Origin of the sequence: Pseudomonas sp. QD4 (genome assembly GCF_049199125.1) — a bacterium.
Lineage (GTDB): Bacteria > Pseudomonadota > Gammaproteobacteria > Pseudomonadales > Pseudomonadaceae > Aquipseudomonas.
Genome location: NZ_JBLZOM010000007.1, coordinates 193,966 through 209,166 on the forward strand (window position 1 = coordinate 193,966; position 15,201 = coordinate 209,166).

15 protein-coding genes and 2 pseudogenes are annotated in these 15,201 nt (G+C 59.1%); 8 read left to right on the plus strand and 9 right to left on the minus strand.

All coding sequences use genetic code 11. The features are described from left to right. Nucleotides 1-65 precede the first annotated feature (65 nt). The 3 genes and pseudogenes from ACOZJV_RS30000 to ACOZJV_RS30010 form a co-directional block, all read right to left on the minus strand. Nucleotides 66-497 carry a hypothetical protein gene (locus ACOZJV_RS30000; RefSeq protein ID WP_421549166.1) on the minus strand — a complete coding sequence of 144 codons (432 nt, stop codon included), beginning with the start codon at nucleotides 495-497 and terminating at the stop codon, nucleotides 66-68. Nucleotides 498-521: 24 nt separating this feature from the next. Then, nucleotides 522-964, minus strand: a pseudogene (locus ACOZJV_RS30005) (DNA polymerase V subunit UmuC); the annotation flags it as partial. A 29-nt stretch (nucleotides 965-993) separates the two neighbouring features. After that, nucleotides 994-2,106, minus strand: a complete 1,113-nt coding sequence (locus ACOZJV_RS30010; protein WP_421549167.1) for a hypothetical protein — start codon at nucleotides 2,104-2,106, stop codon at nucleotides 994-996. 462 nt (nucleotides 2,107-2,568) lie between these two features. Between ACOZJV_RS30010 and ACOZJV_RS30015 the strand changes: the two genes are divergently transcribed. From ACOZJV_RS30015 to ACOZJV_RS30025, 3 genes and pseudogenes are all read left to right on the plus strand, one after another. Continuing rightward, nucleotides 2,569-3,420, plus strand: coding sequence for an MFS transporter (locus ACOZJV_RS30015; protein ID WP_421549168.1), 852 nt, complete (start codon nucleotides 2,569-2,571; stop codon nucleotides 3,418-3,420). 208 nt (nucleotides 3,421-3,628) lie between these two features. Further along, a pseudogene (locus ACOZJV_RS30020) lies at nucleotides 3,629-3,850 on the plus strand (diguanylate cyclase); the annotation flags it as partial. Between the two features lie 20 nt (nucleotides 3,851-3,870). Beyond that, the gene (locus ACOZJV_RS30025) at nucleotides 3,871-5,136 is read left to right on the plus strand and encodes an MFS transporter (protein ID WP_421549169.1); all 1,266 of its coding nucleotides are present in this window, start codon (nucleotides 3,871-3,873) and stop codon (nucleotides 5,134-5,136) included. Between the two features lie 67 nt (nucleotides 5,137-5,203). Here the strand turns inward: ACOZJV_RS30025 and ACOZJV_RS30030 are convergent, their stop codons facing one another. From ACOZJV_RS30030 to ACOZJV_RS30045, 4 genes are all read right to left on the minus strand, one after another. Beyond that, entirely contained in the window at nucleotides 5,204-5,455 is a 252-nt protein-coding gene (locus ACOZJV_RS30030) for a hypothetical protein (RefSeq protein ID WP_421549170.1), read from the minus strand. Nucleotides 5,456-5,523: 68 nt separating this feature from the next. After that, nucleotides 5,524-5,799, minus strand: coding sequence for a hypothetical protein (locus ACOZJV_RS30035; RefSeq protein WP_421549171.1), 276 nt, complete (start codon nucleotides 5,797-5,799; stop codon nucleotides 5,524-5,526). Continuing rightward, nucleotides 5,799-6,134 (minus strand): cyclophilin-like fold protein, encoded by a 336-nt coding sequence (locus ACOZJV_RS30040; RefSeq protein ID WP_421549172.1) that lies wholly within the window; start codon nucleotides 6,132-6,134, stop codon nucleotides 5,799-5,801. The genes ACOZJV_RS30035 and ACOZJV_RS30040 overlap by 1 nt, the downstream gene beginning before the upstream one ends. Before the next feature lie 30 nt (nucleotides 6,135-6,164). Then, nucleotides 6,165-7,373, minus strand: coding sequence for an MFS transporter (locus ACOZJV_RS30045; protein WP_421549173.1), 1,209 nt, complete (start codon nucleotides 7,371-7,373; stop codon nucleotides 6,165-6,167). Nucleotides 7,374-7,603: 230 nt separating this feature from the next. Between ACOZJV_RS30045 and ACOZJV_RS30050 the strand changes: the two genes are divergently transcribed. From ACOZJV_RS30050 to ACOZJV_RS30070, 5 genes are all read left to right on the plus strand, one after another. Then, nucleotides 7,604-8,536, plus strand: a complete 933-nt coding sequence (locus ACOZJV_RS30050; protein ID WP_421549174.1) for an AraC family transcriptional regulator N-terminal domain-containing protein — start codon at nucleotides 7,604-7,606, stop codon at nucleotides 8,534-8,536. An 87-nt stretch (nucleotides 8,537-8,623) separates the two neighbouring features. Then, nucleotides 8,624-9,079, plus strand: coding sequence for a (2Fe-2S)-binding protein (locus tag ACOZJV_RS30055; RefSeq protein WP_201131540.1), 456 nt, complete (start codon nucleotides 8,624-8,626; stop codon nucleotides 9,077-9,079). Beyond that, nucleotides 9,079-11,334 carry a molybdopterin cofactor-binding domain-containing protein gene (locus tag ACOZJV_RS30060; protein ID WP_421549175.1) on the plus strand — a complete coding sequence of 752 codons (2,256 nt, stop codon included), beginning with the start codon at nucleotides 9,079-9,081 and terminating at the stop codon, nucleotides 11,332-11,334. The genes ACOZJV_RS30055 and ACOZJV_RS30060 overlap by 1 nt, the downstream gene beginning before the upstream one ends. Nucleotides 11,335-11,351: 17 nt before the next feature. Next, entirely contained in the window at nucleotides 11,352-12,704 is a 1,353-nt protein-coding gene (locus ACOZJV_RS30065; protein ID WP_421549176.1) for a c-type cytochrome, read from the plus strand. A gap of 12 nt (nucleotides 12,705-12,716) precedes the next feature. Next, entirely contained in the window at nucleotides 12,717-13,739 is a 1,023-nt protein-coding gene (locus ACOZJV_RS30070) for an XdhC family protein (protein ID WP_421549177.1), read from the plus strand. A 212-nt stretch (nucleotides 13,740-13,951) separates the two neighbouring features. Here ACOZJV_RS30070 and ACOZJV_RS30075 read toward each other — a convergent pair whose 3' ends face one another. Beyond that, complete coding sequence (locus tag ACOZJV_RS30075; protein WP_078468644.1) at nucleotides 13,952-14,371, minus strand: hypothetical protein; 420 nt, start codon at nucleotides 14,369-14,371, stop codon at nucleotides 13,952-13,954. 53 nt (nucleotides 14,372-14,424) lie between these two features. Beyond that, entirely contained in the window at nucleotides 14,425-15,195 is a 771-nt protein-coding gene (locus tag ACOZJV_RS30080) for a hypothetical protein (RefSeq protein WP_078468643.1), read from the minus strand. Between the last annotated feature and the right edge of the window lie 6 nt (nucleotides 15,196-15,201).

Consider the following 15,201-nt stretch of genomic DNA (forward strand, 5'->3'; position numbering starts at 1 on the left):
TATCAAAGCGATGTAGCAGTTCATTTGTCCAGATTCAGCACATGGTGCATCCGTAAGCCAATTATTTACCGCAACCAAGCAGTGTGAAACTCCATTTCCTCCAGAGAAGTACCCTCAGCCAATCGATATTCAACCTCTTCGTCCCTTGGCCCCCGACACACGACGCTAAAATAGCAATGACGGTCATAACTGGCTAACACGTAAGGGCTGATACAAATAATGTCGCTAAATGGCACCTGCACCTCGGTGGGCTTACGACCGCGACGGGTGACCGTGAGGGTAAGCAGTTGCTGGTTTTCGTCGAACGTGAAGGCCAGCACTCTAGCGGCAGAGGAAATCCAGGCGAAGACCAGCCCCATGAGCACAACACAACCAATCAGCATCAGAATGAGCGTCGACATTTTGAGACTCGACCCATCGCTGTTCGGTTCACTTTGCATCGCGTCGAACCCGAGAAGGAGCAAGATCGTCAGCACTAATGGCAGATCCACTATCACGCCATTGGCGTAGTTGGCCTCCTACGGATTGAACATGCCGGTGCGGATGCTGACGCGGATCTTTTTGCACAGGGAGTTCTGTGCGCGGAGCTTTTCCGAGGCGCGCATCATGTAGGTGGCCACGGCCTCTTTAATCGGTGCCAGGTCCTTGAGGCGCTTGCCAAACATCCGGCTGCAGCAGATCTCCTGTTTCGGCGGGTCAGGCTCGTCCAGCTCCAGGCACGGCGTGCCGGCAGCTCCCGCGCTGTCTTCTCGATCACCACGCTGAAGTTCTTGCGCAGCGTCCAGGGGTCGGCCTTGGCCAGGCCATCGCGGTCTTGATACCCATGGCGTCCAGGTGCGCTTTCATTCGCCGCCCTATGCCCCCAAACCTCCGAGACGTCAGTATTGCGTAACACCCAGTCGCGCTTGACCTGGTCGCAGATGTTCACGACGCCACCGGTTTGAGCCTGCAGGCGCTTTGCTGTTGCGCCAATCATCACCCACAGTTTTCTCACTATTTTCTTTTTTGGTAAACGTCTGCAAAAATTTCAGTGATTAAGCGTGTTGGTTTTTGTTTTTTCATTTCCTTGACCTGATTACTCAGGCGTATTAAATCCTCACTGGGTTTTGCCCATTGCTCCCCAGGTAGTGACTCAGACCATGTACTCATGACCTCAGGCAAAGCTTTGCGCCCAACTTTTGCAATTCGGCGAATTTCCCATTCGACAAGTAGATTGGGTAAGGTCCAGAACGTCATGACATGGAAGAGATACCAGAAGAACCCGTGAATCCAGCCCACTTCCTTTTCGCGAATCCTGCGGTGTAGGCGTGTTCGCGCATTTCGGAACGTGTGCATCCCTTCATGGGGCGGATCGTTGGGGCCTTGTAGGTTCATGGGGTCCTGAATGCTTTTGAGGTCATGGACTTCGTACTCCATATAGGCACGCACAGCCTCCCAATGGGCAATCGCGAGCGGGAGGCCTCCACAAACGAATTCCATGCTGACCATCTGGCCCTCATGTTGATATCCCATGCCCATCCCGTACTGTCGCCGGACACCATATTGCGTGGTGCCTTGCGCCTGAACCACCCAGGCGGATAGCGATTCCCAAGGCACGAAAACTGGAGTTTCTGCGCCTGTGGGCATAAAGCAGACTTCACGGCGCTGACGGTTGAAGCGAGTGGGGATGACATTTGTGTACTTGTTATGATTGTAAATCCACACCACTAATCCAACAGTAAGTCCAACTATGTACATATAAAAGGCTGGTTTCAGAGTAGCGATAAAAAGGCCTGCACTGAACTCCAGAATTTCAGTCAATCCAAAGCCGCTGGTAGCGGCGATTAGTCCCATAGTCAGCTGAGTACCTACTATCATAAAGAGCGCGGCAGTAAACGGACTTCCCAGGGTCATCTGCCATGAAAAAACTTGGGGTTTTCCTCCTCCAAAGTCCAGATACATGTCGTTGAGTTCGCTGACGTAGGGGCTATGTGGCGATGTCTCTGTAGGAAGAGGTAACGGTGCTAAGTACGTCGTGTAGCCAGATGGGAACTGTTCTACGTCTCCTGCACGGTGCAATTTAATTGCCCTCGAGTTGATCGATTGGATATCAATAGTTTTAGACATGCGAAGCTAATTCCAGCATCAGGGGCTCTACTTGAAGCAAAGGTGCGTGAGGGATGGTGGGGCTCTATCAACCGAAGGAAAGACACCACTTCATCTTGGACCAAAACGAATAGGGTGCTTTTTCTGCTGAGACAGCCCATTAGAACTAATACTTTGAACGGTCACAACCAGCATCGACGCCTCTCGAAATTTAACTACGATCCGTTCATTGGTCTCTGGGTAACTGAGACAGAAAACAATCTGCTTGTCTTCAATACGTCGAAATCTGGCGTCGGCGGGTTCGCTAAGAATTTCCCGGCGCTCCGTGTTTTGCCTGGCATCTACAAGGATTGTGTTGATACGGTGCGCCCCAATTTTCAGTAAGTAGGCCTCTCTCCCAGCGGCGCCGTAAATGCAGTTGCATCAATTCCGAGTGACAGCAATGGATATCGCCGATTTTGGCCCTTAGCAGCAAGTTCTTTTGTGGTTCTGACGTTTCGTTTCGCCGCCGCAGAATGCGTTCCAGAAAACAGGCAACCCTGGGCGCTTTCAATCGTCATGGCTGCCGGGCTAGCGGCGGGTGTACTTGGTCCACAGACGGTCACCTATACGATGGACCTATGGGAGTCCCACCTGTTTATCGTTACTTATGTTGCAGCCGCATTAATGGCGGTGGTTTCGGCGGCAGTGCTGCTAGGGATCGATGTGCCACGCCATGAGGCGGCTGTTCGTACTTCAGGTCGCCCACTTGCGGTGATTGTTCGGCAGCCTCAACTTATCAACGTCCTGCTCTGTGGTGTCATAGTTTACACGTTGATGAATTTCCTGATGACTTCGGCCCCACTAGCAATGAAGCATGAGGGGCTTTCACTGGAATCATCGAATCTGGCATTGCAGTGGCACATAATTGCAATGTACGCACCCAGTTTTTTCACTGGAAATCTGATCCGCCGTTGTGGGGCAAACCGCGTTGTATTGATGGAGTTGATATTAACCAGCGCTTCTATTGCTGTCGGATTTGCCGGCATGCAGTCCTACCACTTTTATCTATGTTTGGTACTTCTAGGGTTTGGTTGGAATTTCGGCTTTGTCGGCGCCTCTGCGCTCGTTCTTCAGTGCCATAAAACAAGCGAAAAAAACAGTGTCCGAGCGTTCAATGATTTCATTGTCTTGGGCGCCGTGGTGCTCGGCTCGTTTGCATCGGGCGGTATATTGAATCGATACGGTTGGACCATTATCTGTGCGCTTGCTTTTGTACCTGTATTGGTCGCTATATCGACGTTGATATTGAGCGAGCATCGCGGCAAATATTCAACTCAGGAACGCACAAGCTAGTTCCGCGGGGCTGGCTTAGCGTCCAGGCCATGATTCGCTTCACTCGGGATAACCGGTTTTGCGCAGTGGCGATGGCGATGGCAAGCCCACCTTGTTCAACTTGCTGACGCCTCCTTTGGATGCTTTGTCTCACTGACAGTTTTTAGGAGAAGCCGGGCGGTTTTTTGAGTATTGGTTTTACGCGGCCGCCTATCTGCCGATACAAGACTACCGCGCGCATGCCTCTCGAGATCGAACGCTGAAGGAAGTGAACATCCACGGATTGAACCTCACCCTGGCGCGCTCTACCTATTCCGAAGGTATCGTTCGGCAGAGCTTGCTACTCTTGCTCGGGCTCGTCGAGCGCCTGGAAACCGAGGGCCGTGGACCCGCACAGATCCGGCGATTAAGTATGCTCGTCAGCCGCCAACAGCCCCTGATGCCACAATTAGGCCTATCGAGACCGCGTAATTGGATACCCGCCGTAGAGAGCGCAGCAACGAACTGTCCCTGGACTGGCTTAACTTCTTCCTCGCTGATGTGCGCGATGGACTGGGGCCTTATCTGGCGATCTATCTGCTGGCCGTGCATAACTGGGAGCCGGCAAGCATCGGTCTAGTGATGACACTGGCCGGAGTCGCCGCGCTGCTCATGCAGACCCCAGCCGGTGCGTTGATCGACCGGACTTCGGCGAAACGGGCGGTAGTGGTAGTCGCCGCGCTGCTGGTAACCGGTAGCTGCCTGCTGCTGCCGTGGGTGACCTCGTTCGGGCTGGTGGCGCTGACGCAAACCGTCAGTGCCATCGCCAGCTCCGTGTTCGCCCCGGCCATCGCCGCGATCTCGCTGGGCATCACCGGCCCCCGAGCCTTCACCCGCCGCACCGGACGCAACGAAACCTTCAACCATGCAGGCAATGCCTGCGCCGCACTGCTGGCCGGCGGACTCGCCTATCTGTTCGGCCCGGTGGTGGTGTTCTACCTGATGGCGGTGATGGCACTGGGCAGCGTGATCGCCGTCAGCCTGGTCTCGGCCAAGGCCATCGATCACGAGGTCGCGCGCGGTTTTGCCTCCACCCCGGCGGGCGGCCATGCGCATCCGTCCGGACTGAGGGTGTTGCTGGCCAACCGGCCGCTGCTGCTGTTCGCCGTGTGCTGCTCGCTGTTCCATCTTGCGAATGCGGCCATGCTGCCACTGGTTAGCCAGAAGTTGTCCCAGGTCAACCTGCAGATGGCCACGCCGTTGACCTCCGCCTGCATCGTCGCCGCGCAGTTAGTGATGGTACCGATGGCCTTGCTGGTCGGCCTCAAGGCTGACCTGTGGGGGCGCAAACCATTGCTGCTGGCCGGTTTCCTGATCCTGCCGCTGCGCGGCCTGCTTTACGTGGTGTCCGACGACCCGTACTGGCTGGTTTCCGTGCAGTTGCTCGACGGTATTGGTGCCGGAATCTTCGGCGCCTTGTTTCCCGTAGTGGTCAAAGACCTGACGCAGGGTACTGGGCGATTCAATGTCAGCTTAGGCGCTCTGTCTGCGGTATTTGGCCTGGGCGCAGCCCTCAGCCCCGGCTTAGCGGGGCTGGTGGTACAGGCAGCGGGCTACGATGCCGCGTTCGTGACCCTGGCCGCGATTGCTGGCGCGGCTTTCTTCCTGCTATGGCTGGCTATGCCGGAAACCCGTAATAGCTCGGGCGACAAGATTGACACCTCGGAGCTCGCCATCCCCCCCACGGTCATCAACTGATCATGCTGCGCCGAGTTTTGCATTCACCTGAGCAAATTGAGCATCGGTGCTACGCCTGAATGAATTGTCAGGCCGCAGCAGTGCCCGCGGGGATCCAAAGATCATCGCCCTCAAGATCATAGGTGCGCTGCTCGCAGCCACCATCTTTGCAGCGGACATAGGAAAGCATACGGGTCGCGCCATCGCTGTGCGCCACCAGCCAGTAGTAAGCGTAACCATCATCTGAAAACTCGCCATCCTGCCAAACTTCGACACTGGGATGAGATGCGCTAAAGCGAGAGAACACTTCCGTCGATTTGATAATGGAGATGTCGGACATACTCTTTCCTGCGGTCTAACACACGCGTAATAGGCGCGAACTTGCGAGCGCCCTAATTGACGCGATTGTTAATGGTGTTGCGGCTCACATGGGCCGAATTTAACAATATCGGCAACAACCGATCCAATGGAGGGAACTGTAACGCCCGTCCTTAAATCAACAGTCATAACAATGCGCCCTGCTGATGTATTTTCATCTAGCTGGGCGGCTAGGTTTAGCAGCTTCTCGTGAAAACCTCTAATTGAATTTGGTTTCTCAGGCATTTCAACGCAACGATGTTCAACAGTTAACAAAATGAGGTGCTTGGCCAGGCGGGTAATGAGCCAATCCAGCAACCGCAACATCACTCGCTCAACTCCAGATGGAGATCAAACTCCCCTTCCATCGCCGCAAGCTGCTCGATCCCTGAAGTAAAACGGCCCAAGTGAACGAGGTCGTCGTAGCTTTGAAAGCTTCGGTAGTACACCACCAAAATGCCCCATGGCACATACAGCGCGAAGTCTCCCACGGATGGCTTCAGGCCGAACGGGGCAGATCCGGTTGAGAGCTTACGCGGCAGGAAAGCGATTTTCTCGACAGCGTTGTAGTCGCTGAACTTCAACGTGAGCGGCAGCATGGACACAAGATCGCGGGAAGTCAGCCACACGCTTGATTGCTCGCCACTTCTGCTCATGTCCATAACCCATCCGCTGAGAGACGGCTGATCACGTCAGGCTGTCGCGCTCGACTCGACAAGATGAACGTGCGTGGCATTGCGACCCGCCAGCCAGGCAAGCACTGACGCCGCAACCAACACCGCGGCACTGAGCTCGAATGTGGCTTTGTAACCGCTCAGGTCAAAGGCCAGACCGCCAATGATCGCGCCTCCGGCAATCGCCAGTTGGACAATGGCCACAAGCAAGCCGCCTCCGGCTTCCGCATCATCCGGAAGCGTTTGCGCCAGCCATGTCCACCAGCCGACCGGTGTGGCCGTCGCAACCAGTCCCCAGAGTCCGAGCAACACGGCGGTCAGTACCGGTGATTTGCCGAAGCTGACTAACGCCAGCGCGATGGCCGCCATGATCAGCGGGATGACGCTCAGCGTGCGGTAGAGGCCGCGGCCCATAAACCTTTCGATCAGAAAGGTGCCGACAAAACCTGCCAGTCCCAGCCCCAGCAGCATCAACGACAAGCTTGAGACACTGACGCCAGTCACGCCCTCGAGAAATGGCCGCAGGTAGGTGAACAGCATGAACTGGCCCATGAAAAATACGCTGACGGCGACCATTCCCAAGGCGACTGGCAACTGTTTCATCAGCCGCAGAACGTTGCCGCTGCCTGCCTGGCGCTCGGCCTTGAAGGACGGAAGGCTTATCAGCAGCCACACGGCGGCAAGCACTGCGACCGGGACCACACAGAAGAATGCACCGCGCCAGCCGATCAACGAGCCAAGAAAACTACCCGCCGGCGCGGCGATGACCGTCGCCAGAGCGTTACCGCCATTGACGATGGCCAGCGCCCGGGAAACCTGATCAGGCTGCACCAGGCGCATTGCAGTCGCCGCCGACAATGACCAGAAACCACCGATCGCGATCCCGATCAGGGCACGCCCAAACATGAATGAGGGATAGTCCGGCGCGAGCGCGACGACCGTACCGGAGACGATCATCAGTAAGGTCAGGCCCAGCAGCAACTTCTTCCGTTCAACGCGAGCGGCAACCGAGGCAATCAGCAGGCTGGTGATCAATGCAAAGGCACCGGACACGGAAATACCCTGCCCTGCCTGGCCTTCGGTGATGTGCAGGTCTGCCGCGATGGGCGTCAGCAGGCTAACGGGCATGAACTCTGAAGCGACCAAGGCGAATGCGGCCAACGACATGGCCAGCACTGCGCTCCAGCCGCCTGTTCTTTTAGAAGGATCTGTAGAAGGAAACGTCATGGGAACTGCCTGAGGTGCAAAAAAACGAGTGGGTGCGATGCGCAGGAGCAAGCCGTTTGTCGCCCATCCGGGCACTGCCCCTGTAACAGATAGACACATTCTCCCGGTCAATCCGGCCCTTCCCCAGTGCATTCCTCTTGAATGCTTGCCTGATCCTCTGGGGATGCAGGGTGATGGATAGGAAACGTCTCTTGCGCGGATTAGAGTTCGACCAACAGGAGTGACCTGACATGATCGATACCCCTCTGCGCCATGAATCGCCTTTGGCGTTGAACATTGACCCGCGCGTGAGCGCACCGGGTGACTTCGCCACGGCCATACCCGGGCTGTCGCTGTTTCGTCGCGACCAGCCGGCGCCGCCCGCCGTGTGCATGGTAGAACCCAGCCTGATTCTCGTGGGTCGCGGCGAAAAGCGCTTGTGGGTCGGTGGTGAGGGCTACAACTACGACCCTTCACGGTTTCTGGTCACCTCACTGGACCTGCCCGCCAACTCCGAAGTGATGCTTGCCAGTCCCGAACAGCCCTGTGTCGGTCTCGTACTCAAACTGGATATCAGCATGCTTGCCGAGGTCATCACCAAGAGCGGCTTGCCTGCGAAGCGCCAGCAATCAATGGGTACGGGCGCCGGGATCGGCAGCCTGTCTTGTGCTCTGGAGGACGCGCTCGATCGCCTGCTGGCATTGCTGGATGAACCCGAGGCGATCCCGGTCCTGGCGCCGCTGATTCTGCGAGAAATCCACTATCGGCTGCTCCATACCGATCAAGGCGCGCGGCTACGACAAATCACTGCCGTCGATGGTCAGGGTTATCGCATCGCCAAGGCCATCGACTGGCTCAAGGTCAACTACACCGATGCCCTGCGCATCGACGATCTGGCCGCACGGGTGCAGATGAGCGCCCCGACCTTTCACCATCATTTCCGTCAGCTCACCGGCATGAGCCCGCTGCAGTACCAGAAATGGCTGCGGCTGAACGAGGCTCGTCGACTAATGTTGATGGAGCACCTGGACGTCTCGCGGGCTGCATTTGCAGTCGGCTATGAAAGCCCTTCGCAGTTCAGCCGCGAATATGGCCGGCTGTTCGGTACCGCGCCCAGTCGTGACATTGCGCTTCTACGTGGGCAGCCATACGAGGCAGAAGCACTCGGCACCGCAGCGAACTGAACAAAAACCAGCGTCACCGGTGATGCGCCTCGCCGCGTGTCACCGCTCATAACAATGCACGTCAACCGATGATCAAGCGGGTGAACCATGGAACTTCGAATCAACCAGAAGACCTATCAGGTCGATGCCGACGCCGATACGCCCTTGCTGTGGGTGATCCGCGATGACTTGGGCATGACCGGGACCAAGTACGGCTGTGGACTGGCGCAATGCGGCGCCTGCTCGGTGCTGGTGGACGGCAACGTCGTGCGCTCCTGCGTCACGCCGGTGGCTGGCGTGGTCGGCCGCGAGGTCACCACCATTGAGGCCATCGAAGCCGATGAAGTGGGCAAGCGGGTGGTCTCGACCTGGGTCGATCTGCAGGTCGCCCAGTGTGGCTACTGCCAGTCCGGGCAAGTCATGGCCGCCACCGCGCTGCTCAAACACAACCCCAAACCCAGTGATGCGCAGATCGAGGCGGCGATGGTCAACCTGTGCCGCTGCGGCACTTACAACGCCATTCATGCCGCCGTGCATGAACTTGCCGCCAAGGGAGACGCGTGATGAACGTTCATATCGACCCTTCACAGCACGCCTCGGCACTGGACCTGCACGAACCGATCAATGTTTCGCGCAGACGTTTTCTGACCGGTACCGCCGTCGGTGCACTGGTCCTCGGTTTCGGTCTGCCACTTGGCGCGACTCGCGTGCAAGCTGCAGCAGCAACGGCGGCGACGGCCGAGCGCGGCACGCAGGTCCCGGCGTTTCTCGAGATCCGCCCGGACAACCGCGTGCGCTTGCTCTGCCCGTTCATGGAAGGCGGACAAGGTACATTCACCGCAATGGCGCAGATCGTCGGTGAAGAACTGGATGCCGACCCGGCGACCTTTCTGGTGGAAGCCGCCCCGCCCGGCGAGGCCTATGTGGTGATGGAGAACGGCATGCGCATCACCGGCGGCAGCATGTCGGTGCGCATGAGTTACCCGGTCATGCGCCGCCTCGGTGCCCTTGCCCGCGCCATGCTGCTGCAGGCGGGCGCGCAGCAGCTTGGGGTGTCAGTGCACGAGTTGAGCACCGAGCCAGGCAAAGTCGTGCATGCCAAGTCGGGGCGCTCGCTGGCCTACGGTGAACTGGCCGAACGCGCGATGGATCTGCCGGTTCCCGATCCGGCCTCCGTGCAACTGCGTGATCCGAGCACGTTCCGCTGGATCGGCAAACCGGTGAAGCGCATCGATGCTTACGACAAGTCCACGGGCAAGGCGCTTTACACCATCGATCTGAAGGTCGACGGCATGCTGCATGCTGCCGTGCAACATGCCCCGCGCCTGGGAATGACGGTGGGCAACCTGCGCAACGAAGACCAGGTCAAGGCCATGAAAGGCGTGCATTCCGTGCACCGTCTGCCGGGCGCCGTGGCGGTGGTCGCCGAGCGTTGGTGGCACGCCAAACGTGCCGTCGAGGCGATCCAGGTCGACTGGCAGGAGCCAACGGCCGACAGCAACGTGCGGCCGATGCCCGCCGACTTTTCCAGCGATGCCTGGTTCAAGCGCCTCGCTGAAGATAAAGGCCCCGCCAAAGATGATGAAAATGAAGGCGACGTGGCGTCGATTCTCAAGGGGACCAAGACCCGGGTCGACGCCACTTACCACAACCAATACTTGAACCACGGCCAACTGGAACCGCCTTCTGCACTGGCCCGATTCAATCCGGACGGCTCGCTGGAAGTCTGGTTGCCGAATCAGGCGCCGGACATGTTCCGTGCCGACATCGCCAAACGCACGGGCCTGGATCCGTCGCGCATCACCTTGCATTCGCCGCTGCTGGGCGGGTTCTTCGGCCGGCATTTTCTCTACGACTCGGCCAGTCCCTACCCTCAGGCGATCGCGCTGTCCAAGGCGGTTGGCCGTCCGGTCAAACTGATTTGGAGTCGCGAGGAAGAGTTCCTGCGTGATGTGCTCCGTCCCGTTGCCGCAGTGAATTTCCGCGCTGCGCTGGACAGCGACGGCTGGCCGCTGGCAATCGAAGCGATCAGTGCCACCGAAGGCCCGACCGAAGCCCTCGCTGGCAAGCAAGGTGAAAAGCTTGATCCGACGGCGCTTGAAGGGTTGTCGGGCAAGTCCTATGCGGTCCCCAACAAGCGCATCGCACAGATCTACGTCAAAGGTCCGGCCATGCTCGGTTACTGGCGTTCGGTGGGCAATTCCCTCAACGACTTCTTCTATGAATCGTTCCTTGATGAACTGGCCGACAAGGGTGGCAAGGACCCGTTCGACCTGCGCCTGCATTTGCTGCGCGACAACACACGGCTGACCACGTTGCTGCAGGCGGTGGGTGAGCTGTCGGGCGGCTGGAAACGCGGGCCGTTTACTGCCGAGGATGGCAGCCGACGTGCGCGCGGCGTGGCCATGGCTTCGCCGTTCGGTACAGAGACGGCGGTGATCGCCGAGGTGTCCATCGAGAACGGCCAGGTCAAGGTGCACGACATCTGGCAGGCGATTGACCCGGGCAGCATCGTCAATCCGGCGATTGTCGACGCTCAGGTCAATGGCGCCGTGGCGCTGGGACTGTCCCAGACGCTGGTGGAGGAGTCAGTGTGGATTGATGGCAAACCCCGGGCGCGCAATTACGATTTGTATCCGATCCTGCCGCCTGCGCGGATGGCTCGGGTACACGTGCGTGTGGTCGAGAGCGGGGAAAAAATGGGCGGTATCGGCGAACCGCCGTTGCCCGCCGTGGCGCCCGCCGTCGCCAATGCGGTGGCAAGGCTAACCGGCCAGCGGGTGCGCAGCCTGCCCATGAGCCGACACACCTTCACCTGATCAGCGCCGGAGCGTTCATGAACAACAGTCGATTCGCAAGAACCGCTGGCTGGCTGGCGGTGCCGTGCCTGGTCGCGGCAGGCCTGCTGACCTGGTACGTCACCCGCGAGCCTGTCTCGCGCCTTGAAAACCATCCGATCGCCGTGGCCGACATCGACCCGGCACTGGTCGCCCGCGGCGAATACGTCGCCAGACTCAGCGATTGCGTGGCCTGCCACAGCGTGCCGGGCGGTGCACCATTCGCTGGCGGACTGGAAATGGCCACGCCGCTGGGCGCGATCCATGCGACCAATGTCACCCCGGACACGGAAACCGGCATTGGCCACTACAGCCTGGCGGACTTTGACCGGGCCGTGCGCCACGGCGTGGCGCCCGAGAGTCGCCGTCTGTATCCGGCGATGCCCTACCCGTCCTACGCCAAGCTCAGTGACGATGACGTGCGTGCGCTGTATGCGTTCTTCATGAAAGGCGTGGCGCCGGTGAAACAGGCGAACATCCCGAGTGCGATTCCGTTTCCGCTGAACCTGCGTTGGCCGATTGCACTGTGGAACGGGGTGTTTGTCGACGCCGAGCCTTATGTGGCCAAACCGTCGCAGGATGACGTGTGGAACCGTGGCGCTTACCTCGTTCAAGGCGCAGCGCACTGCGGCAGTTGCCATACCCCGCGTGGCCTGGCGTTCAACGAGAAGGCACTGGATGAATCCGGCACGCCGTTCCTCGCGGGTGCCTTGCTTGATGGCTGGTACGCGCCGAGCCTGCGGGATGATCACAATACTGGCCTGGGCCGCTGGAGCGAGCCGGAGATCGTGCAATTCCTCAAGACCGGTCGCAACAAACACGCGGTGGTCTACGGCTCGATGACCGAAGCCTTCAACAACTCCACGCAATTCATGACCGATGACGACCTGACGGCCATTGCCCGCTATCTCAAGTCATTGCCCGGCGACCGCCAGCGCGACGGGCAGCCTTGGCAGTATCAAGAGGCCTCGGCAGCGACGCGTCTGAATGCCCCTGGCACCCACACCTACGAGACGCGCTGTGCTTCGTGCCACGGCCTGGACGGCAAGGGACAACCTGAATGGATGCCGCCGCTGGCGGGCGCCACCTCTGCACTGGCCAAGGAGAGCGCTTCAGCGATCAACATCACCCTGAATGGTTCGCAACGTGTGGTGGCTGCCGGCGTGCCGGACGCTTATCGCATGCCGGCCTTCCGTGAGCAGTTGTCGGATCAGCAGATCGCCGAAGTGCTGACCTTCATGCGCAGCACCTGGGGCAATCAGGGCAGTGCGGTTGATGCGCAGACGGTGGGCAAACTGCGTGAACACACCGACCCGGCCAGCAGCAGCCCGATCATCCTGCACATGCGCTAAGAGGAGATTTTGATGGAAAGCATCGACTTGCTGGTTCTGCGCACCGCGCGGGGCTGGCTAGCCGCCGGCGAGCGTGTGTTGCTCGCCACGGTGGCGCGCACCTGGGGTTCTTCGCCACGCCCGACGGGGTCGATGATGGCCTTGCGTGACGACGGTCGCGTGGTGGGCAGCGTGTCAGGTGGCTGCATCGAAGACGATCTGATCCATCGCTATACCACGGCCCATGGCGGCAACGCTTTTCGCGACAGCGCGCCGCAAGTGGTGCGTTATGGCGTCAGCGCCGATGAGGCGCATCGCTTTGGCTTGCCCTGTGGTGGCACGCTTGAACTGATCCTTGAGTTCAACCCGTCGTGGCAGTCTCTTGACGCGTTGCTGGTGCAACTGGACGCCGGTCAACTGGTTCGCCGTCGCCTGGCGCTGGCGACCGGTCAGGTCGCACTTGAGTCGACCGCGACGCCGGAGCAATTCAGCTTCGATGATTCGCAGATGCTCAATACCCTGGGGCCAGGCTATCGGATGCTCATGATCGGTGCCGGTGCGCTGGCCGAGTATCTGGCCACCATGGCGTTGTTCAATGGTTTCAAGGTGGCGGTGTGCGATCCGCGTCCCGAGTACATCGAGACCTGGGCGGTAGACGGCGTGGAACGCATCGTTGGCATGCCGGATGACGTGGTACGGGACTTCGCGGTGGATCTGCGCACCTGCATCGTCGCGTTGAGCCATGACCCCAAACTCGATGATCTGGCCCTGCTCGAAGCCCTCCACGGCCCGGCATTCTACATCGGCGCCATCGGCTCGCGGCGCAACAGCCAGCTGCGCCGCGAACGCCTGATCGAGCATTTTGGTGAGACCGAGGCGTCGCTTGAACGCCTGCACGGGCCAATCGGCCTCTACATTGGCAGTAAGACGCCTGCAGAAATCGCCGTCAGCGTGATGGCCGAGATCCTTGCGGCCAAGAATGGCGCGAGCTTGCCGAGTGGGCTCAGCATCGCCCAAGCTAAACAGTCCATCGAGTCTGTGGCGTTATCCTCGTAGAGCTATGCCTGGTTGCCGATGCCCAGCGCCTATTCCTCAACACTCCTGCAGCGCAAACCCACAGTGGTCACTGAAGACTTGAGCCGCTTCGTTGAGTCGCTGGCGCACACGAGCCAATTATTGGCTGGCAGAGTGACGCTACCCGCGAAAGCTGGGCTGCCGGGTATACGCGCAAGGCTTGCTACTGGCGCGAGTTGCAATATCGAGCCCCACTATGACGCGCAATCCCGGTAGTGCTGCTGGTACTCCGCCCGTGTCCCAAGATGATCCGTCCACTGGCGAACAGGTTCAGCCTCTTGCTTGGTCAACTTCATCTGTTCCAATTCATCATGAAGCAGGAACACAAAATCCTCTTCGTCCTGTATCTGCCGCACGTCATGCAGGGTCCAGTGATGCTCGCTAATCAAATGGAGCCGAACCTGGTCCATGGCTTCCAGTCTGGCCCAGATTGCCGTATCGCCTTCGAGCATCCGCCCGGCGAAACACTTGAGCTTGTACAGTCCGAGTGCCATACGGGTGTGCTGATCGCCCGGCAACTCTTCCCAGCGGAGACTGGGATTTTCAATCAGCAGTTTCTCGTACTTATCAAGCGCTGCCATCCATTCACGGTGGTGGTTGAATTCTTGAACCATATGCCGGGTCTCCGCGACAGTCCTTTCGAGTGAAATCAAAACGATATAAGGCTTCAGAAGCGCCCACTGATACCCAGCAAAGGCCCCTTCTGGACGATGTCGTAGACGAAGCCATCATGGCGATAATTCACCCCCATCGCCCGGTAACCGACCACCGCCGAAAAGCCGGGCAAAAATTCCCAGCCTGCCAGCGCTGCCAGATCCCAGTCTTCCCGAGACTGCCCGGCGCCCGCCATCCCCCAGGACGACAACCAGAATCGATCGTTCACGGCATAGTGCCCACGCAGGCCCGCCATGGCGTCTGCCCAGGTCGCATTATCAGAGCCCGATAAGCCACCCAGCGGTCCACCATGGAAGCTGAGGGTGGTACCGCTGTACCAGACGCGTACGCCACCGGCGACTTCCAGTCGACGGGTTTCATCGCCCAACACTGTGTAGCCGCCACCCAGGAACCCGGAGGCGGTCTTGCTTTGCACCTCAAGTTTGGCGCCCCCGGGCAAGCGGTTGCGGGTGTCGGTGTCGATGTACATCAGGTCGGCGAGCACGCTGTAGGGGCCCCGACGCGCCTCCCCCATCAGCATCACCGACATATCGACCGTCTTGGCGATATCGGAAAAATCGGATTTTATGAATTGGGTTCCAGTGCTGCTATGACCCACGTGTCCACGAATGCCTGCGCCCCATACATAAGGTCCGCCGTTGAACGTCCAGTCATCGTTGTCTGCCGCCATGGCGGGCCCGACGCAGATACAGGCGCTAGCCAGTAGGGCCAGACGTGCGTGCTTTCGCAGCAGAGCCGAGGGAGGGTTGTCACGGTACATGATGGTGCT

Excerpts from the sequence above, each read along its gene's own strand:
- ACOZJV_RS30010 (WP_421549167.1), bottom strand. The coding sequence starts at position 2,106 with ATGTCTAAAACTATTGATATCCAATCGATCAACTCGAGGGCAATTAAA.
- ACOZJV_RS30030 (WP_421549170.1), bottom strand. The coding sequence starts at position 5,455 with ATGTCCGACATCTCCATTATCAAATCGACGGAAGTGTTCTCTCGCTTT.
- ACOZJV_RS30035 (WP_421549171.1), bottom strand. The coding sequence starts at position 5,799 with ATGTTGCGGTTGCTGGATTGGCTCATTACCCGCCTGGCCAAGCACCTC.
- ACOZJV_RS30040 (WP_421549172.1), bottom strand. The coding sequence starts at position 6,134 with ATGGACATGAGCAGAAGTGGCGAGCAATCAAGCGTGTGGCTGACTTCC.
- ACOZJV_RS30045 (WP_421549173.1), bottom strand. The coding sequence starts at position 7,373 with ATGACGTTTCCTTCTACAGATCCTTCTAAAAGAACAGGCGGCTGGAGC.
- ACOZJV_RS30050 (WP_421549174.1), top strand. The coding sequence starts at position 7,604 with ATGATCGATACCCCTCTGCGCCATGAATCGCCTTTGGCGTTGAACATT.
- ACOZJV_RS30055 (WP_201131540.1), top strand. The coding sequence starts at position 8,624 with ATGGAACTTCGAATCAACCAGAAGACCTATCAGGTCGATGCCGACGCC.
- ACOZJV_RS30060 (WP_421549175.1), top strand. The coding sequence starts at position 9,079 with ATGAACGTTCATATCGACCCTTCACAGCACGCCTCGGCACTGGACCTG.
- ACOZJV_RS30065 (WP_421549176.1), top strand. The coding sequence starts at position 11,352 with ATGAACAACAGTCGATTCGCAAGAACCGCTGGCTGGCTGGCGGTGCCG.
- ACOZJV_RS30070 (WP_421549177.1), top strand. The coding sequence starts at position 12,717 with ATGGAAAGCATCGACTTGCTGGTTCTGCGCACCGCGCGGGGCTGGCTA.
- ACOZJV_RS30075 (WP_078468644.1), bottom strand. The coding sequence starts at position 14,371 with ATGGTTCAAGAATTCAACCACCACCGTGAATGGATGGCAGCGCTTGAT.